The organism is Planctomyces sp. SH-PL62 (assembly GCF_001610895.1).
Taxonomy (GTDB): domain Bacteria; phylum Planctomycetota; class Planctomycetia; order Isosphaerales; family Isosphaeraceae; genus Paludisphaera.
Genome location: NZ_CP011273.1, coordinates 4,861,719 through 4,877,650, shown reverse-complemented (window position 1 = coordinate 4,877,650; position 15,932 = coordinate 4,861,719). Strand labels below are relative to the sequence as shown.

Sequence of the window (15,932 nt, the reverse complement as noted above, 5' to 3'; positions counted from 1 at the left end):
GACATGGTCGAGATCACCGAAACGCCCCTGGATCACGCGGCGCTCACGGAGCGCGTGCGGCATGTGAACGCCGGGGCGGTGTGCACGTTCCTGGGCACCGTCCGCGAGATGACCGGCGACCATCGGACGGTGGCGATGGAGTACGAGGCCTACCCCGAGATGGCGCGCAAGGAGCTGGACAAGCTGGAGGCCGAAGCCCGCCGCCGGTGGCCGCTGATCGAGGTGGCCCTCGCCCATCGGATCGGTCGGCTGGACCTGGGAGACGTGAGCGTCGTCGTCGCCGTCAGCTCCCCCCATCGCGGCGATTCGTTCGACGCCTGCCGATGGCTCATCGACACGCTCAAGGAGTCGGTCCCGATCTGGAAGCGGGAGCGTTGGGACGACGGTCGCGAGGAGTGGATCCATCCCGGGCTCGATTGATCGCGAAGGCGGCCCGCCCGGTTGGTACAATGATCCGGTGGCCCTCCGCAACCCCTCCGAGACGCGCCCGACCATGACCCCCACTCCCGGCCGACTGGTGGACTCGTTCGGACGGGTCCACAACAACCTGCGCATCAGCGTGACCGACCGCTGCAACATCCGTTGCGTGTACTGCATGCCGGAGAAGGTCGAATTCATGCCCCGCGATCAGCTCCTCCGCTTCGAGGAGATCGCCCGGTTCGTCGAAATCGTCGCGCCCCTGGGCGTCGACAAGATCCGCCTGACCGGCGGGGAGCCGTTGCTCCGCAAGGACCTGGACGTCCTGGTGCGGATGCTGGCGGCGATCCCGGGGATCGCCGACGTCGGCCTGACCACCAACGGGATGCTGCTGGCCCCGGCCGCCGCGAAGCTCCGCGACGCCGGCCTGGAGCGCATCAACATCAGCCTGGATACGCTCGACCCCGCGCGGTTCGAGCGGCTGGCCCGGCGGCGGGGGCTCGACGACGCGATCGAGGGGGTGTTCGCGGCGAAGCGGGCCGGGTTCGCCCCGATCAAGCTGAACGCCGTGATCATCCGGGGCTTCAACGAGCAGGACGTCGCGCCGCTGGCCCGGTTCGCGCGCGAGCACGCGCTGGAGATGCGGTTCATCGAGTACATGCCGCTCGACGCCGGCCACCTCTGGGAGCGCGAGAAGGTCTTCTTCGCGCACGAGATCCTCGACGTGCTGGCCCGCGAGGTCGGTCCGCTCGCCCCGGCGGCCGACGGCGACCCTCGCGCCCCGGCGATGGATTACGACTACCTCGACGGCGGCGGGCGGGTCGGCCTGATCGCCTCGGTGAGTCGGCCGTTCTGCGGGAGCTGCAACCGACTCCGGCTCACCGCCGACGGCAAGCTCCGCAACTGCCTCTTCGCGCTGGAGGAGACCGACGTGAAGGAACTCCTGCGCGGGGAAGGCCCCGCCGAGGAAGTCGCGCGGGCGGTCGCCGCCTCGGTCTCCGCCAAGTGGGAGGGGCACGAGATCAACACCGCCCGCTTCATCCAGCCCGACCGACCGATGCACTCGATCGGCGGCTGACCCGCGCGTCCGCCGGTTCAGGTCAGTTCAGGTCAGGTCAGCCGGTAGACCCGGATCGCGTTGTCGTGGAAGAGCTTGCGGCGGCGGTCGGCCGGCAGGTCCTTGACGATCAGCGCCAGGGCGTCGAACCACTCCTTGAGCGGGGCCCCGAGCGTGCAGACCGGCCAGTCGCCGCCGAACAGGACGCGGTCCGGCCCGAAGGCGTCCAGCATGTGGTGGATCACCGGCGCGAGGTCGTCGGGCTTCCAGGACCGGCCCTTGGCGGAAGCGATGATCCCGGAGACCTTGCCGACGACGTTCGGCAGGGCCGCGATCCGGTCGATGTCGCGCTTCCAGACGGCCAGGTCGTCGAAGAGCGGGGGGTTGCCGCAGTGGTCGAGGACGAACGACGTGTCCGGCGCGTTCCTGACGAGGGTCGCCGCGTCGGGGATGTCGGCGTGCCGCATGCAGAGGTCGAAGCTCAGGCCCAGCTCGCCGAGCTTGCGGACGCCCCGGACGAAGTTCGGTTGCAGGCAGGTGCCGGCCGGGGTCGAGCCGTGGAGGACCTGACGAACCCCCTTGACGGCGGGGTCCTTCGCCAGCGGTTCGATGTAGGCCGCGAATCCGTCGTCGGCCGGTCGTCCGCCGATCACGGCCCCGGCGAAGACGTTGCCGGGGTCTCGACAAAGCTCGATCGCCAGCTTCGCCTCCTGCTCGAACTGGGAGGGGGCGGCGTCGATCTCCAGGTAGACGGCCTTCACGACGTCGATCCCCGCCGACGCCTGCTTGTACTCCTGCCATCGCGCGTTCCGGTTCAACTCGCCCGCGCCCGCGAGCCAGGGGGGCTGGAGCTTGTCGAGATCCCAGATGTGGACGTGGGAGTCGACGACGGGCTCCGTCGCCCCGGCTTCGGCGGCCAGGCCGGTGGTCCCGGCGGCCGCTGCGGCCGCGGCGGCGCTCCATCCCAAGAATTCGCGACGGGTCGGCTTCATGCGGTCGGCTCCCGAGGGATCAGGTCAGGCGGTGACGTTGCGCGTGAATTCCTGCTGGCGGATCTGGTAGCGGCGGAGCTTCTGGGGATCGATCTGGACCCCGACTCCCGGGCGGTCGGGGACGGTGAACAGCCCCGGCGAGTCCATCTCAAAGGGGGGGGCGACGTAATCGTCGACGAACCACCGCGCGCTCGGTTGGAGGTCGGTCGGGTACTTGCAGTTGGCGAGCGTCCCGAGGTGGACGCCGTAGGACTGGCCCAGCCCGAACTCGGCGGTCGACCCGACCCAGCAGGCGATCCCCCGCTGGAAGCAATGGTCGTGGATCGCCCGGGCCGGCCCCAGCCCCCCAAGGCGCTGGATCTTGAGGTTCACGATCCGGCCCGCGCCAAGTCTGACGGCCTCGGCCGTCGACTCGAAGGATTCGGCCGTCTCGTCCAGGCAGATGGGGGTCGTGAGCACGGACTGGAGTTCGGCCATTTCGGCGACGGCCCCTCCCGCGTAGGGCTGCTCGATCATCAGGAGGTCGAGCTCGTCGAGCGCGCGGAACAGGGGGGCGTCGGTCGGGGTGTACGCGCCGCCCGCGTCGACCACCAGTTCGACGTCCTCGAAGTGGCGACGGACCGCGCGGGCGAATTCCAGGTCGCGACCCGGCGCGATCCGCAACTTCACGCGGCGATAGCCCTCGGCCAGATGGGCTTCGACGGCCTGGAGCAGCTCGACCACCGAGGGGTACAGCCCCAGGACCAGCCCGGATTCGACCCCCATGCCGATCTGGTCCTCATCGGCCCCGAGGAGCTGGGCGACCGTGACGTGGTGTTCCTGCCCCAGCAGGTCCCAGAGCGCGGTCTCGGCCCCGGCCGTCGCGATCGGGCCGGCGCCCCACGAGGCGGCGGCCTCGCCGATCCGCTCGGTGCAATCGACCGAGAGGCCAAGGAGCCGGGGTGCGACCTTCTCGGTCAGATCCGTCCAGCATCGGTCGACGGCGTCGCCCCCCTCGTTCCGGGGGAGCGGAGAGGCTTCGCCGTGCGCGAGCCCGGAAGACGTCTCGAGCGATACCAGGAGGGCGTCTTTCACGCCGGCTTCCTCGGTCGTCTCGGGCCAGCAAGACTTCATCGGGATCTGGATTCGCGTCACGACGACCCGTTCGATCGGGCTGGTGGATGTGAACACGAGGCGGGTCCTCCCTCAGATCCGAAATGCGTCGGGGTCGCCGGGCGACGCCCATCCGCGTCGTCCAGCTTATCACAACTCCAGCCTTTTCAAACCCTTGGAAACGCTCGAATTGCCGGGAGCGGGAGCGGTTTGTTAGACTGTTCGGGTGAATCGTGGCGACGAGAACGGATCAACAGCCGATGGGTCAACTATGAGTGGTCGTCCAGCCGCCGAGCCCTGGTATCGGGACGGCCTATCGTTCACGTGCACGAAATGCGGGGCCTGCTGCACCGGCGCGCCCGGCTACGTCTGGGTGACGGCCGAGGAGATCGCCGAACTCGCCCGGCATCGCGGCGAGACCCCCGACGCTTTCTCGATGCAGTTCGTACGCCAGGTGGGGCGGCGATACAGCCTGATCGAACGTCCCGGGGGCGACTGCATCTTCTGGGACGCCCAGGCCGGCTGCACGGTGTATGAGGCTCGCCCCATCCAGTGCCGCACCTGGCCGTTCTGGCCCGAGAACGTCGAGACCCCCGAGGATTGGGAGGCGGTCACCGAGATCTGCCCCGGCTCCGGAAAAGGGCGACGCTACACGGCCGACGAGATCATCACGTCGATCGGGATGGTCCGCTCATGAATGGGGGAACGGCCGGGGAGTCCGAACTCGACCTCGCAGGCCAGGCGAGGGGGCCGCTGGCGATCCTCTATCGCGAGCTTGACGCGGCCGTGTCCGAACTGGGCCCGGTTTGCCGGCTCAGCGGCCGTTGCTGCCGGTTCGAGGAGTACGGCCACACCCTGTTCCTCTCCGCCCCCGAGGCCGCCGTGCTCCTGGCCGACGCCCCGCCCCCCGTCCGACCGCTCGACGAGGGTCGGACCTGCCCCTGGCAGGACGCGCAGGGACGATGCACGGCGCGCGAGGCTCGGCCCCTGGGCTGTCGCGTCTATTATTGCGACCCGCGCTTCGACGAGCACGCCCCGCGACTGACCGAACTCTTCCTGGGCCGACTCAAGGCTCTCGTCGACGAGCGGGGGTGGGCCTGGGACTACGCGCCTCTGCATCGCCACCTGCGCGAGGGCGTCGCACGCGGCGAGTTCACGCCGCCGCCGCCGGCTCCCTGATCCCGATCGCGGGCGTCGACGGCCGCGGCCGGGCGCGTCGGCGGAGCCGCCCCGGTTCGGGGCTGGAACGCCCTGGAGATCCTGCGCCGCTCGTGCTGTACATGGGTTTTTCCTTGACACTAATCCATGCGGCTAATACATTTGAGACGTTCCAGCTCCTCAAGCGAGCCGCCCGCGCCTTCGTGGAGATCGCCGCCGTGACGAAAAAAGAGATCGTGAAAAAAATCTCCGATGACATCGGACTCACGCAGCTCAAGACCAAGGACATCGTTCAACGGACGCTGGACGCGATCATCCAGACCCTGGTCACCGAGGGGCGCATCGAGCTTCGCAACTTCGGAGTCTTCGAGGTCAAGCGACGGGCCCCTCGCAAGGCGCGGAACCCTCGGACCGGCGACAAGGTCTTCGTCCCGTCCAAGAACGTGGTGACCTTCAAGCCGGGCAAGGAAATGGAAGAATTGGTGCGAAAGATGAATCCGGATGATCTTCCGCTATTGGAAGACGCCGCCGATGCCGATGTAGAAGGCAACGGACCCGTGAAGCCGGTTCCCGAGACCCAGGCGCGTCACTCGAAGGACTGAGGCCCTCCGCGACCTCTCTCCTCTCCGCGAGACGCGACGCCCGCGTCCCCGAACTCGTATCGAGGGGGGAGGCGGAAGTCGATGCCGAACCGGGGTTTCGGGGGCCGGGCGAAGTGCCCGGGACGGTCCCACAAGCACCGTCCGACCCTGAGCGAACGGGATTTTCGGCTCGAGCCGAGGGTGGACGCCCCGGTGATGAGTCCACGGATCGGAACCACGCAAGGATTGCGCGGCGCGACCGATTCGCGTGATACCGAAGGCGGGAGGAGCCCGACATGCGAAAAATTTTGGCGGCCTTGGCCATCCTGGTCGCCTCCCTCGCACTGTTCGAGGGATGTGCGCCGGTGCCGCTGCCGCGATATGCAGCGTACAAGCCCCGGCGAGTTGAGCAATTGCTCAACGAGTCCGAAAACCTTCGACAGGCGGGGGACGACTGGGAGCGGTTCTGGCTGCTCGACCAGCCCTCCCATATGACGCCGTTCCGCACCCACGGCGGCCTTGGGCCCTGATCCACCCTCAGCCCAACCGACTTACGACGTGACGATGAGGCCGGCCCCGGCGACTCCCGAGGGCCGGCCTTCTTCATGCGCCGAACCGGAAGTGAAGGCGGCGGCTCAGGATCGGCCGACGCCCCCCCGACCTGCTCAGGGGCCCAGGTTGTCGTCGAAGAACCGCGAGATCAGGGCGACGTAACGGCGCGGGTCGGATCGGTAAGCCTCGACGTGCTCGACACCCGGCAGGAACGCCGTCAGGCACGCCGCGCCGACGGCGCGGCCCAGCGATCGGGCCTGGGCGACCGGGACCGTCGAATCGGCCTCGCCGTGGATCAGCAGCATCGGACGGTCGCCCCAGGCCGCCGCCGCCGCGATCGGCACGAGGTCCTCGGTGCGCAGGCCGTAGAGCAGCCGCGCGCAGGCCAGGATGCCGGGGTTGAACCAGGAGGGGAGCCGGCTGTGCTTGCTGAGCTGCCCTTCCAGGAGCCGAGGGAGGTCGCCGTAGGGGCTGTCGAGGACCGCGATGCGGATTGCGGGATTGACGGCCGCTTCCAGGACCAGCGTCGCCGCCCCCATCGAATAGCCGAGCCAGCCGATCCGGTCCTCCTCGTACCCCTCCCCCCGGGCCCAGTCCAGGACGGCGCGAAGGTCGGCCCGCTCGCGACTCCCGAGCGAGAGCCGCGCGGAATCGCTCTGCCCGTGGCCGCGAAGGTCGAACAGCAGCACATCGTAGCCGCGCTCGTGCAGGTCTCTCCCCAGCGCGGCCATTTCGGGCCAGGCGCTCCACATGCCATGCACCAGCACGATGAGGCGGCGTGGGTCGCCGGTGACGAGCCGCCATCCTCGAAGCGTCAGGCCGTCCCGCGTCCGGGTCGTCCAGGGCTCGGCGTCCTGGCTCACGCGGCAGGGGTCGATCCTGAGGGGATGGTTGGTCGGCCGTGTGAGGAGTTCGGCCGTCACGCAGGAGATCGCCAGGTACGTCAGGGCCAGGAGCATCGCGCCCGCGCCCGCGAGCGCGAGCCGGGTGAGCCGAATCCGAGGGCGGGCCATCATCCGCGTCGCCTCCTATCCGCGCCGATCGCGGCGGCGCGTCCCTCGGCCGCCCTGGGCGAGTCTACCGAACGCCAACCGCGCCGAACAGCGGAAACGCGGCGGTGCGCGGGCTCCGACCTGCTCGCCGGGGCGAACGGCCGGGGCCGTCCGGCGGCCTCTTTCGCATCCCGAGCCACCCTCGCGCACGGCGTCTTTGGCTCAAGCGGCAAAACCCCACAGACCGATGAAACCCCTCGGCGAGGGCAAGTCGGCGGAGCGGTTGGGCGCTGATCGAGAGGAGCAGGACCATGGCACTGGCCTTTTCGGAAACCGTCCACGCGACGGCTATTATCGATCCCGAGGCGGTGCTCGCACCGGACGTCCAGGTGGGGCCGTACGCGATCATCGAAGGGTCGGTGCGGGTCGGCCCCGGTTGCGTCATCGAGGGCCACGCCTGCCTCAGCGGCCCCCTGACGATGGGACGCAACAACTTCGTGGGCCACGGCGCGGTCCTCGGCAAGAGCCCGCAGCACCGAGGCTATCGCGACGAGCCGACCGGGGTCCGGATCGGCGACCACAACGTCTTCCGCGAGTTCGTCACCGTCCATCGGGGCACAGTGCAGGGGGATCGCGTCACCACGATCGGCGATCACAACCTGTTCATGTGCAGCTCCCATATCGGCCACGATGTCCGCGTCGGCGACCATTGCACGGTCGTCAACAATGCGCTCGTCGCCGGCCACGCCGTCCTGGGTGATTCGTGCATCCTCTCGGGCAACACGGCGGTCCAGCAGCGGGTTCGGGTGGGCCGCCTGGCCATGCTCGGAGGGATGGGCGCGTCCTCGAAGGACATTCCCCCCTTCATCCTCCAGCAGGGCTACAACTGCGTGACCGGGCTCAACCTCGTCGGGCTGCGACGGGCCGGCTCCTCGAATCAAGCGATCAACGCGCTTCGACAGGCTTTCCGGATCCTCTACCGGGAAGGTCGGCCGATCTCCGCGGCCGTGGAGCGCATCTCCGGCGACCTGGGCGAGTTTCCCGAGGTCGCCGAGTTCGTCGAGTTCGTCCGCGAATCGAAGATCGGCATCAACCCCGCCCGATCGAGCGACCGCGAGAACTACGAGATCCAGTAAGCCCCGCCCGGACCCGGCTCGAGACGAAACCGGGTCAGCGCTTCTCCTCAAGCTGCTTGCGAACCCGATTGAACTCCTGCTCGTCCAGTTCGCCTTCCATCCACGCCTGCCGGAAGGCGTCGAGGAGCTCCTCGGGCGTCGCCGGGTCGATCTCCTCGTGAGCCTCCTGCCACGACCGATAGGCCAGGACGCCCGCCCAGATCATCGCGACCACCAGCGCCGCCAGCCCGCCGTAATAGGAGAAGAGAACCGAGGGGCCGAAGGCCAGCAGCCCGAGACCGCTCGCGAGGTCGAGATTTCCAGAGCCCACCTTGGTGTCCTCCCTATCCGCCGGCCCGGCCCGATCGTCACCTGTCGAGACGCACGCTTGGCCCGGGCGGTTCGGTCGATTATACTAGGTAAATGAGCCGGTGCGCGGGAATCGACCCGTCGGGATCCGCTTCGGGTCTTGTCGGACGTCGATCGCGGCCGAACACTGATCTTCAGGAAGAGGATTTCCGCTCGTCGTTTTTCTGAGGAACAGGGGTGCTCCCATGATTCACCCGAAGCTCCGCGGGTCCGCATGGCTGCTGCTCGGACTTGGGATCCTTTCGGCGCCGACCGCGGCGAAGGCCCAGCTCGGCATCGGCGACATCACGTCCGACCCCTTCACGTTCTACTACGCCTACTACCTGCCGAACCAGCAGATGCAGGCGATGCGGCCCCGCGCCGACGACTCCATCAACCAGGCGGTCCAGCAGCGTCAGTACTACGCCGCCACGTCGAAGCCCAGGCTGTACGACCCGATCTCGCCCTACACCGAGCAGCCGTACGACCCGCTGCGGCCCTACTCGCAGCAGCAGGGACGGGAACGCTCCGCCAACCCCTACCGCTTCGCCCAGGATCCCTCCAATTCCGACGGCTCCGGACCCTCGCTCTACTACGGTCGGGCGACGCAGTATTTCCCCACGCTCCGCACCGGTCGAGGCCCCAACGCCACGGTCGCCAGCGGCGGCCGTCGAATGGGAAGCGGACGCCGCGGCGGCGGAATGGGAATGGGCGGCATGGGCGGCATGGGCGGCATGGGTGGCATGGGCGGCATGGGCGGCATGGGGATGCCCGGTTGATTCAACGCTGTCTCAACGTCTCTGCACGCCGTGGAGCGAGCCTCATCGGACTTGAATGGTGGCGGGGGATTCAGAATGTCGTCCGGGCCTGAGCATCAGAGACTGAGGCCGGAGGAGCGTGCGAACCTCGTCGCCTACATCGACGGCGAGTTGAACGAGGCGGAGTCGCGAGCCCTTTCCACGAAGCTCACGCACAGCCCGACGGCGCGTCGCGAGGTCGACCTGCTCAAGAAGACCTGGGAGGTGCTCGACCACCTCCCCCGTCCTCACGTCAACGAGGAGTTCCACGAGCGGACCCTCAGCTATGTTCGTCAGGTTGAGATCGGCGCCGGGGCGCGGCTGGCGCCCCTGGCCGGAGCGGCGTCGACGGCCTTGAAATGGGCGGCGTGCGCGCTGATGGTCGTGGCCTGCGGCTCGGGCGGCTACGTCGTCGCCCGGCACCTCTGGCCCGATCCCGACGAGCGGATCATTCGCGAACTCAGCCTCGCGGAACATCTCGACGAATACCTGGAAGTCGGCGGGTTCGAACCCCTCGAAGCCCTGAAGAACTCCCCCGAATTCGGCTCCGGCCGCTGAGCAGGGCTTCTGCATGATCGGCAACAGGTCCAGCCCGCCTTATCCCCGTCTCGCCGCCGTGGCTCTCGGCCTGGTCGCGGTGGCGCTCGCCGGTGCCGGGACGCTCGCGCTCGAAGCGAACCGGGCCCGGTTCCTGATGATATCCCCCCTCGATCGGCAGGAGCTTCGCGAGGCCCTCCGCCGCTTCGATCTGAGGTTGAACGACGACGAACAACGGGCGGTCCGAGCGCTGGACGAGCGCCTGAACGCCATGCCCGAAGCGGAGCGCGACGAGTATCTCGTGGTGCTGCGCCGGTATCACAACTGGCTCCACCAGCTTCCCGAGCGAGTCCGCGACGATCTCCTGGCCGTGCCCGTCGCCGGCCGAATGGCGCGGATCCGCGAGCTTTCGGCGAAGTATCCGCCCCCGGACGGGGAGGCTCGCTCGCCCCTGGACTTCGTCCAGATCGGCGGCACCGGCCCGTTCGAACTGGCGGCCCTGGTCAAAGCCTGGTTCGCGCTCTCGCCCGCGGATCGCAAGCAGGTCGACTCTCTCCCCGCCGGCGACCGCAAGTCGGAACTCATCCGCCGAGGTCGCGAGCTCAAGATCCCCCGCGAGCTGAAACCGGACGATTTCGACGAGGCGCGGTGGATGTCCGAGGTGGAGACGCGAATCAAGGAGCTTCGAGGTCCGGCCGGCGGGCCGCGAGACTGGATCGCCCGGATCGAAGGGAAATTCGACCAGGCCGGGCCGCTCGCCGCCGAAGGAAATCCGCGGCCTCGGCCGTTCCTGCGACGGCTCGCGGCGAACCTCTACGTCCAGGAGCACGCCCCGGAGCATCCCGTCGACCCGACCCGCCTGGCGGCGTTCTTCACCGCCACGCCCCCCTGGATCCAATCCACCTTCAGCGCCTTCCCCAGCGACGAGGTGCGGCGGCGGCTTTCCGTCATCTATCGCATCGTCTTCCCCTTCCCTGAGGAATACCGTGCGACCGCTCCGACGCCCGCCCCGAAGCCGCTCCCGACCGTGACGGAGCCCGCGGCGGCGCCGCCCAAGGCCGCTCCCGCGCCCCGGCCGTCGACCGGCGCGACGCCGTTCTGAACGAGGCCGACCCATGAACATGCGAGCGAATCGCGACGTGAACGAGTCGGCGCGTGCGCGGGCGTGGATGGGACGGGCTCTCGAGGAGGCCGCCCGCGGGCGCGGGCGGGTCGAACCGAATCCGATGGTCGGGGCCGTGGTGGTGCAGGGCGACGAACTCGTCGCCGTCGGTCATCACGGCCGTTTCGGCGGGCCGCACGCGGAGGTCGTCGCTCTGGAAGCGGCGGGGGGGCGTGCGCGCGGGGCGACGCTCTACGTCACGCTCGAACCGTGCTGCCATCACGGCAAGACCCCGCCGTGCACCGAGGCGATCCTCGGCGCCGGGGTGTCGCGAGTGGTCGCAGCCCATCGCGACCCGTTCCCGAAGGTCGCCGGCGGGGGTCTGGCCCGGCTGAGGGCGGCGGGGGTCGAGGTCGTCGTCGGCGCGGGGGCGGAGGCCGCCCTGGCCCTGAACGCCCCCTACCTGAAGCGGCTTTTCACGGGCTTTCCTTATGTGATCGCCAAGTGGGCCATGACGCTGGACGGCAAGACGGCCGTCGCCGGCGGGGACAGCCGTTGGATTTCCTCGGCCGAATCCCGGTCTCTCGTGCATCAGGTCCGGGGTCGGATGGACGCCATCCTGGTCGGGGTGGGAACCGTGATCGCCGACGATCCTCAACTCACGGCGCGGCCTCCCGGTCCCCGCACGCCGGCCCGCATCGTGCTGGACTCCCGGGCGCGCACCCCCGTCGATTCCACCCTGGTCCGCACGGCGCGCGAGATCCCCACGATCCTCGTGGTCGGCGGTGACGCCCCGAGCGACGCCGTGAACCGACTGCGGGAATCGGGATGTGAGCTTCTGATCGACCCCGGGGCGGAGCGGCCTTCGTTGGATTTCCTGCTCGGCGAGCTGGGCCGGCGGGGTATGACGAATTTGCTCGTCGAAGGGGGCGGCTTCGTCCTCGGCTCCTTTCTGGACCAGGGCCGAGTCGACGAGGTCGACGTCTACATCGCGGCCCTCCTCGAAGGGGGCGACCACGCCCGGACCGCCGTGCGCGGGCGGGGACGAGCCCTGATGTCCGATTCGCTCCGGCTCAGAGACGTCCGAAGGTCGTTCGTCGGCGACGACGTCCGGATCCAGGGGGAGGTCCCGGCGGCCTGGCGCGAGGCGATGGACAGGTTGTCCGAGCCGGCTCCTCCGGACGAGGCCGATCCGTCTTGACCGGTATGGTGTCAAACCGCTAGACTCCATCGTGGCGATGGCATGGATTTTGCCCTCATAAGGGCTTGTCTTCCTTCGGAGATGCACCTCGTGAATCCTTCACGAAACGGGCATCCGAACGCGAAGCCGGCTCCCAAAGCCGTCGTGGGCCGGGTCAGCCTGTATCTTCGTCAGCTCGAATCGCTCCAGCGCGAGGGCCTGACCAAGACGTCCAGTCACCAACTGGGCGAGCCGTTCGGGATCAAGAACGCCCAGGTGCGGAAGGATCTCGCATTCTTCGGCCAGTTCGGGCGTCCCGGCGTCGGTTACGACGTCACCGATCTGATTCTCGTCCTCAGGCGAATCCTGGGGGTCGACAAGGACTGGCCGCTGATCCTGGTCGGGCTCGGCAACCTCGGCCGGGCGCTGCTGCGTTATCGGGGATTTCAATCGCGGCGGTTCCACATCGTCGCGATCTTCGACACGGACCCGAGAAAGGTCGGCCAGGTCCACCAGGGGGTGCCGGTGGAGCCGCTCGACGAGTTGGCCCGGAGCATCACGGCCCACAAGGTCAGCCTGGCCTTGCTTTGCGTGCCGGCGGAGGCCGCGCAGGCGGTCGCCGACCAGATGATCGACTCCGGCATCCGCGGCATCCTCAACTTCGCCCCCGTGCCGCTCGCCGTCCCCCCGCGCGTCAGCGTGATCGCCGTCGACCTGAGCATCCAGCTCGAGAACCTCGCGTACAAGGTCCAGGGCTCGCTCGACGGCGTCTCCTGGGCCGGTTGAGCGTCCCGGCCCGGCTGGAATTCGGCGATGGCCGGGCCTTCCCGGCGTCCTCGTCTTCCCCAAGGCGGGATCGATGGTTAGAATGCGAGGACGATTACCCGGTGGTGAAACGGTATCACAACAGGTTTTGGTCCTGTCTTTCCAGGTTCGAATCCTGGCCGGGTAGCTTCTTCCCCTCCCTGGACTCGGGCGTCTCCCTGGTCGCGGCTCTCGCGACCTCGCCCTCGGGAACGGCCTCGCGATGCGAGGCGCGGACGTTTCTCAGCAACCGCATGAGCTGATCGATCTCGACCGGCTTGGTCAGGTGGTGATCGAAGCCCGCCTCAGCCGCGAGGGCGCGGTCGGATTCCTGTCCGTAGCCGGTGACGGCGATCAGCCGCAGCGAGCGGCCGAAGGGCTCCGCGCGGAGGTGCCTCGCCACGTCGTAGCCGCTCATCCCCGGCAGGCCGATGTCCAGGACCACGACGTCGGGGCGGCGACGGCGGGCCAGGGCGAGCGCGGAGGGGCCGTCGTGCGCGACGACCACCTCGTGACCGTTCAGCCGGAGGAGCTGGGACATGGCGAGGGCGGCGTCGGAGCTGTCGTCGACGACCTGGACGAGGAGCTTGGAAGACTCGTCCCGCGTCGGGGCGGTCGCGGGGGCGAGGCTCGCGGCGCCGCCCGCGAGGGGAAGCCGCGCGGTGAAGGTGCTGCCGTGGCCGAGGCCCGGACTCTCCGCGTGGATCTCGCCGCCGTGAAGCTCGATGAGCGACTTCACGAGCGTCAGTCCGATGCCCAGCCCCCCTTCCGAGCGGGCGATCGAGCGGTCCCCCTGGGCGAACAGCTCGAACATCCTCGGGAGCTGATCGGGGGCGATGCCGACCCCGGCGTCCTGCACGCTGATCGACAGATGGCCGTCGGCGACGTGGGTCGACAGGCGGATCTTGGAGGCGTCGCCGGAATACTTGGCGGCGTTGGTGAGCAGGTTGACGATCACCTGCTCCAACCGCGTCGGGTCGACGTCGACCATCGCCTCGCCGTGGGCCAGGTCGACGGTCAGTTCGTGCTTCCGTTCGCGGACCAGCGGCGTGACCGAGGTCACGGCCTGTTCGAGGATCGTCCTGGGATCGACCACCTGCTTCTTGACGCGGATCTTGCCGTGGTTGACCCGGGAGACGTCCATCAGGTCGTCGATGAGGCGTGAGAACGTCTTCATCTGGTTCTCGATGACCTGCTTCGCCCAGTCGTGGTGGCTCCTCGCGTCGCTCCGCTTCCAGAGCTGGACGGCGCTGGAGACGGCCGAGAGCGGGTTTCGCAGCTCGTGGGCGAGCATCGCCAGGAACTCGTCCTTCAGGCGGTCGGTCTCCTTGAGCCGCTCGGCGTGCCGCCGGGTCTCCTCCAGGAGCCTGGCGTTCTCGGCGAGGGCCGCCTTGAGGTCGTCGCGCTGGCGGGCCAGTTGGAAGAAGACCTCCACCTTGCTCCGCAGGACGTCGGGCTCCAGGGGCTTGCCGAGGAAGTCGACGGCCCCGGTCTCGTAGCCCCGGAACCGCCGCCGCTGGTCGGCGCTGCCGGCGGTGAGGAAGATGATCGGGACGCGGCGGGTGCGCTCGGCGCCGCGCATCAGCTCGGCCAGTTCGAAGCCGTCCATGCCCGGCATCTGGACGTCGACGAGCGCCAGCGCGACCTCGTGCTTCAGGAGCAGCTCGAGCGCCTCGGGCCCGGACCTGGCCTTCAGCAGCGTCACGCCCTCGTGGCGCAGCAGCGCCTCCAGGGCGACGAGGTTCTCCTCCAGGTCGTCGACGAGCAGGAAGTAGACGGGGACGTTCGGAGTGTGATCGGTCATGTCGGGTCCACGATACCAAGAAGTCGCTCGGCGATCGCCTCCAAGCTCAGTCGCCGGGCTTCGGGGCAGGCGTCCAGGGCGGCCTGGGGCATGGCCGACGCCAGGGCCAGTCCGGGTTCCTGGACCAGGGCGCGGCCGCCGGCCTCGCAAATCGCCCGCAACCCTCGTGAGCCGTCGCCGTTCGCGCCGGTGAGGACGACGCCGACGAGGCCGGGGCCGTAGGCCTCGGCCGCGGTCTCGAACAGGACGTCGATGGAGGGCCGGGAATATCGGACGGGCTCCTCGCTGGAGAGCGAGAGCCTGCGATCGGTCTCGACGAGCAGGTGATAGTCCGGCGGGGCGAGGTAGACGGTCCCGCCGGTGATCGGTTCCTTGTCCTCGGCCTCCTTCACGGCGATCCGGCACCGTCGCCGGAGGAGGTCGAGCATCAGGCTTTCGCGGTCCGGCGGAAGGTGGACCACCACCAGGACCGGCAAGGGATAATTCTCGGGCAGGGCCGGGAGGATGACGGAGAGCGCCTCGAGCGCCCCGGCCGACGTCCCCACGGCCACGGCCTCGGCCCGGGGGTTGCTCATGGCTCGCCTCGCTTCTGATAGATCCGCTCGCCTCGGATGAAGTCGGTGAAGGCCTCGGCGTGACTCGAGAAGTGCAGGCTCTCCTTGGAGCCGAGGCCCAGAAAGCCCTTCCGGGGGAGCGAGTCCTTGAACAGCCCGATCGCCCGGTCTTGCAGTTCGCGGTCGAAATAGATCAGGACGTTGCGGCAGGAGACGAAGTGGACCTCGGCGAACACCTGGTCGGCCGCCAGGCTGTGGTCCGAGAAGACCACGCGACGTCGGAGGCTCTTGTCGAAGACCGCCCCGCCGTAGGCCGCGGTGTAGTAGTCGGAGAGCGACGACTTGCCCCCCGACCGGCGGTGGTTCTCGGTGAACAGGGGGATCCGTTCGAGTTCGTAGACCCCGGACTCGGCCCGCCGGAGCGCCTCGGGGTTGATGTCGGTGCCGTAGATGAGCGTGCGTTCCTCCAGCCCTTCCTCCCGGAACAGGATGGCCAGGGAGTAGACCTCCTCCCCGGAGCTGCAGCCGGCGACCCAGACCCGCAGCGACGGGTACGTCTTCAGGTACGGGACGACGTGCTCGCGAATCGCGCGGAAGTAGTCCGGGTCGCGGAAGAGCTCGCTGACCTGGACGGTGAGGTAGGAGAGCAGTTCGGGCAGGACGGCGGGCTCGTGCAGCACCCGATCCTGGAGCTGGGAGAAGCTTCGGCAGCCGAACCGCTCGCGGGCCTGCCGGAGCCGACGCTTGAGGGACGCGGGGGAGTAGCCCCGGAAGTCGTAGTGATACCTCCGGAGCACGGCCTCCAGGAGGAGGCGGAACTCGATGTCCTCGCTGGAGTCCTGCATGGTCG

General features: G+C 68.8%; 18 protein-coding genes, 1 tRNA gene and 1 pseudogene. 13 read left to right on the top strand and 7 right to left on the bottom strand.

Going from position 1 to position 15,932, the window contains the following annotated elements; translation table 11 throughout:
* Nucleotides 1-3: 3 nt before the first annotated feature.
* The gene (locus VT85_RS18785; RefSeq protein ID WP_068418796.1) at nucleotides 4-420 is read left to right on the top strand and encodes a molybdenum cofactor biosynthesis protein MoaE; all 417 of its coding nucleotides are present in this window, start codon (nucleotides 4-6) and stop codon (nucleotides 418-420) included.
* A 73-nt stretch (nucleotides 421-493) separates the two neighbouring features.
* Nucleotides 494-1,495: a GTP 3',8-cyclase MoaA gene (gene moaA, locus VT85_RS18780; protein WP_068422293.1), complete on the top strand. Its 1,002-nt coding sequence runs from the start codon at nucleotides 494-496 to the stop codon at nucleotides 1,493-1,495.
* A gap of 32 nt (nucleotides 1,496-1,527) precedes the next feature.
* Here the strand turns inward: moaA and VT85_RS18775 are convergent, their stop codons facing one another.
* Complete coding sequence (locus tag VT85_RS18775) at nucleotides 1,528-2,466, bottom strand: amidohydrolase family protein (RefSeq protein ID WP_068418793.1); 939 nt, start codon at nucleotides 2,464-2,466, stop codon at nucleotides 1,528-1,530.
* 24 nt (nucleotides 2,467-2,490) lie between these two features.
* Nucleotides 2,491-3,636: an o-succinylbenzoate synthase gene (menC, locus tag VT85_RS18770; protein ID WP_197490872.1), complete on the bottom strand. Its 1,146-nt coding sequence runs from the start codon at nucleotides 3,634-3,636 to the stop codon at nucleotides 2,491-2,493.
* A 193-nt stretch (nucleotides 3,637-3,829) separates the two neighbouring features.
* On the opposite strand from menC, the gene VT85_RS18765 reads away from it, so the two are divergent.
* The 4 genes from VT85_RS18765 to VT85_RS18750 all read left to right on the top strand — a co-directional run bounded on the left by VT85_RS18765 (nucleotide 3,830) and on the right by VT85_RS18750 (nucleotide 5,827).
* On the top strand, nucleotides 3,830-4,255 hold the full coding sequence (locus tag VT85_RS18765) for a YkgJ family cysteine cluster protein (RefSeq protein WP_068418790.1): 426 nt from the start codon (nucleotides 3,830-3,832) through the stop codon (nucleotides 4,253-4,255).
* Nucleotides 4,252-4,737: a hypothetical protein gene (locus tag VT85_RS18760; RefSeq protein ID WP_197490871.1), complete on the top strand. Its 486-nt coding sequence runs from the start codon at nucleotides 4,252-4,254 to the stop codon at nucleotides 4,735-4,737. The genes VT85_RS18765 and VT85_RS18760 overlap by 4 nt, the downstream gene beginning before the upstream one ends.
* A 197-nt stretch (nucleotides 4,738-4,934) precedes the next feature.
* Nucleotides 4,935-5,318 carry an HU family DNA-binding protein gene (locus tag VT85_RS18755; RefSeq protein ID WP_068422285.1) on the top strand — a complete coding sequence of 128 codons (384 nt, stop codon included), beginning with the start codon at nucleotides 4,935-4,937 and terminating at the stop codon, nucleotides 5,316-5,318.
* Between the two features lie 275 nt (nucleotides 5,319-5,593).
* Nucleotides 5,594-5,827 carry a hypothetical protein gene (locus VT85_RS18750; RefSeq protein WP_068418787.1) on the top strand — a complete coding sequence of 78 codons (234 nt, stop codon included), beginning with the start codon at nucleotides 5,594-5,596 and terminating at the stop codon, nucleotides 5,825-5,827.
* A 135-nt stretch (nucleotides 5,828-5,962) separates the two neighbouring features.
* Here VT85_RS18750 and VT85_RS18745 read toward each other — a convergent pair whose 3' ends face one another.
* Entirely contained in the window at nucleotides 5,963-6,865 is a 903-nt protein-coding gene (locus tag VT85_RS18745; RefSeq protein WP_068418784.1) for an alpha/beta hydrolase, read from the bottom strand.
* Nucleotides 6,866-7,152: 287 nt separating this feature from the next.
* Between VT85_RS18745 and lpxA the strand changes: the two genes are divergently transcribed.
* Nucleotides 7,153-7,977 carry an acyl-ACP--UDP-N-acetylglucosamine O-acyltransferase gene (gene lpxA / locus VT85_RS18740; protein WP_068418781.1) on the top strand — a complete coding sequence of 275 codons (825 nt, stop codon included), beginning with the start codon at nucleotides 7,153-7,155 and terminating at the stop codon, nucleotides 7,975-7,977.
* 34 nt (nucleotides 7,978-8,011) lie between these two features.
* On the opposite strand, the gene VT85_RS18735 is transcribed toward lpxA, so the two are convergent.
* A complete protein-coding gene (locus VT85_RS18735) occupies nucleotides 8,012-8,287 on the bottom strand; it encodes a hypothetical protein (RefSeq protein ID WP_068418778.1) in 276 nt (91 codons plus the stop codon).
* 223 nt (nucleotides 8,288-8,510) lie between these two features.
* Between VT85_RS18735 and VT85_RS27790 the strand changes: the two genes are divergently transcribed.
* From VT85_RS27790 to VT85_RS18705, 6 genes are all read left to right on the top strand, one after another.
* Nucleotides 8,511-9,083: a hypothetical protein gene (locus tag VT85_RS27790; protein WP_068418775.1), complete on the top strand. Its 573-nt coding sequence runs from the start codon at nucleotides 8,511-8,513 to the stop codon at nucleotides 9,081-9,083.
* Between the two features lie 75 nt (nucleotides 9,084-9,158).
* Entirely contained in the window at nucleotides 9,159-9,659 is a 501-nt protein-coding gene (locus VT85_RS18725; RefSeq protein ID WP_068418773.1) for an anti-sigma factor family protein, read from the top strand.
* Between the two features lie 13 nt (nucleotides 9,660-9,672).
* On the top strand, nucleotides 9,673-10,740 hold the full coding sequence (locus tag VT85_RS18720) for a hypothetical protein (protein WP_068418771.1): 1,068 nt from the start codon (nucleotides 9,673-9,675) through the stop codon (nucleotides 10,738-10,740).
* A gap of 13 nt (nucleotides 10,741-10,753) precedes the next feature.
* A complete protein-coding gene (gene ribD / locus VT85_RS18715; RefSeq protein WP_231871410.1) occupies nucleotides 10,754-11,941 on the top strand; it encodes a bifunctional diaminohydroxyphosphoribosylaminopyrimidine deaminase/5-amino-6-(5-phosphoribosylamino)uracil reductase RibD in 1,188 nt (395 codons plus the stop codon).
* Between the two features lie 90 nt (nucleotides 11,942-12,031).
* Nucleotides 12,032-12,706 (top strand): redox-sensing transcriptional repressor Rex, encoded by a 675-nt coding sequence (locus VT85_RS18710; protein WP_197490870.1) that lies wholly within the window; start codon nucleotides 12,032-12,034, stop codon nucleotides 12,704-12,706.
* 95 nt (nucleotides 12,707-12,801) lie between these two features.
* Nucleotides 12,802-12,872 (top strand) — tRNA-Gln (locus VT85_RS18705).
* 156 nt (nucleotides 12,873-13,028) lie between these two features.
* Here VT85_RS18705 and VT85_RS18700 read toward each other — a convergent pair.
* The 3 genes and pseudogenes from VT85_RS18700 to VT85_RS18690 form a co-directional block, all read right to left on the bottom strand.
* Nucleotides 13,029-14,528 (bottom strand): annotated as a pseudogene (locus VT85_RS18700) (response regulator); the annotation flags it as partial.
* On the bottom strand, nucleotides 14,525-15,103 hold the full coding sequence (locus tag VT85_RS18695) for a chemotaxis protein CheB (protein WP_068418765.1): 579 nt from the start codon (nucleotides 15,101-15,103) through the stop codon (nucleotides 14,525-14,527). The pseudogene VT85_RS18700 and the gene VT85_RS18695, both read right to left, overlap by 4 nt.
* Entirely contained in the window at nucleotides 15,100-15,927 is an 828-nt protein-coding gene (locus tag VT85_RS18690; RefSeq protein WP_068418762.1) for a CheR family methyltransferase, read from the bottom strand. Before VT85_RS18690 ends, VT85_RS18695 begins: the two co-directional genes overlap by 4 nt.
* Between the last annotated feature and the right edge of the window lie 5 nt (nucleotides 15,928-15,932).

Coding starts and splice junctions, on each gene's coding strand:
- VT85_RS27790 (WP_068418775.1), top strand. CDS start 8,511: ATGATTCACCCGAAGCTCCGCGGGTCCGCATGGCTGCTGCTCGGACTT.
- VT85_RS18695 (WP_068418765.1), bottom strand. CDS start 15,103: ATGAGCAACCCCCGGGCCGAGGCCGTGGCCGTGGGGACGTCGGCCGGG.
- lpxA (WP_068418781.1), top strand. CDS start 7,153: ATGGCACTGGCCTTTTCGGAAACCGTCCACGCGACGGCTATTATCGAT.
- VT85_RS18785 (WP_068418796.1), top strand. CDS start 4: ATGGTCGAGATCACCGAAACGCCCCTGGATCACGCGGCGCTCACGGAG.
- moaA (WP_068422293.1), top strand. CDS start 494: ATGACCCCCACTCCCGGCCGACTGGTGGACTCGTTCGGACGGGTCCAC.
- VT85_RS18775 (WP_068418793.1), bottom strand. CDS start 2,466: ATGAAGCCGACCCGTCGCGAATTCTTGGGATGGAGCGCCGCCGCGGCC.
- VT85_RS18725 (WP_068418773.1), top strand. CDS start 9,159: ATGTCGTCCGGGCCTGAGCATCAGAGACTGAGGCCGGAGGAGCGTGCG.
- VT85_RS18720 (WP_068418771.1), top strand. CDS start 9,673: ATGATCGGCAACAGGTCCAGCCCGCCTTATCCCCGTCTCGCCGCCGTG.
- VT85_RS18690 (WP_068418762.1), bottom strand. CDS start 15,927: ATGCAGGACTCCAGCGAGGACATCGAGTTCCGCCTCCTCCTGGAGGCC.
- VT85_RS18750 (WP_068418787.1), top strand. CDS start 5,594: ATGCGAAAAATTTTGGCGGCCTTGGCCATCCTGGTCGCCTCCCTCGCA.
- ribD (WP_231871410.1), top strand. CDS start 10,754: ATGAACATGCGAGCGAATCGCGACGTGAACGAGTCGGCGCGTGCGCGG.
- VT85_RS18760 (WP_197490871.1), top strand. CDS start 4,252: ATGAATGGGGGAACGGCCGGGGAGTCCGAACTCGACCTCGCAGGCCAG.
- VT85_RS18765 (WP_068418790.1), top strand. CDS start 3,830: ATGAGTGGTCGTCCAGCCGCCGAGCCCTGGTATCGGGACGGCCTATCG.
- VT85_RS18745 (WP_068418784.1), bottom strand. CDS start 6,865: ATGATGGCCCGCCCTCGGATTCGGCTCACCCGGCTCGCGCTCGCGGGC.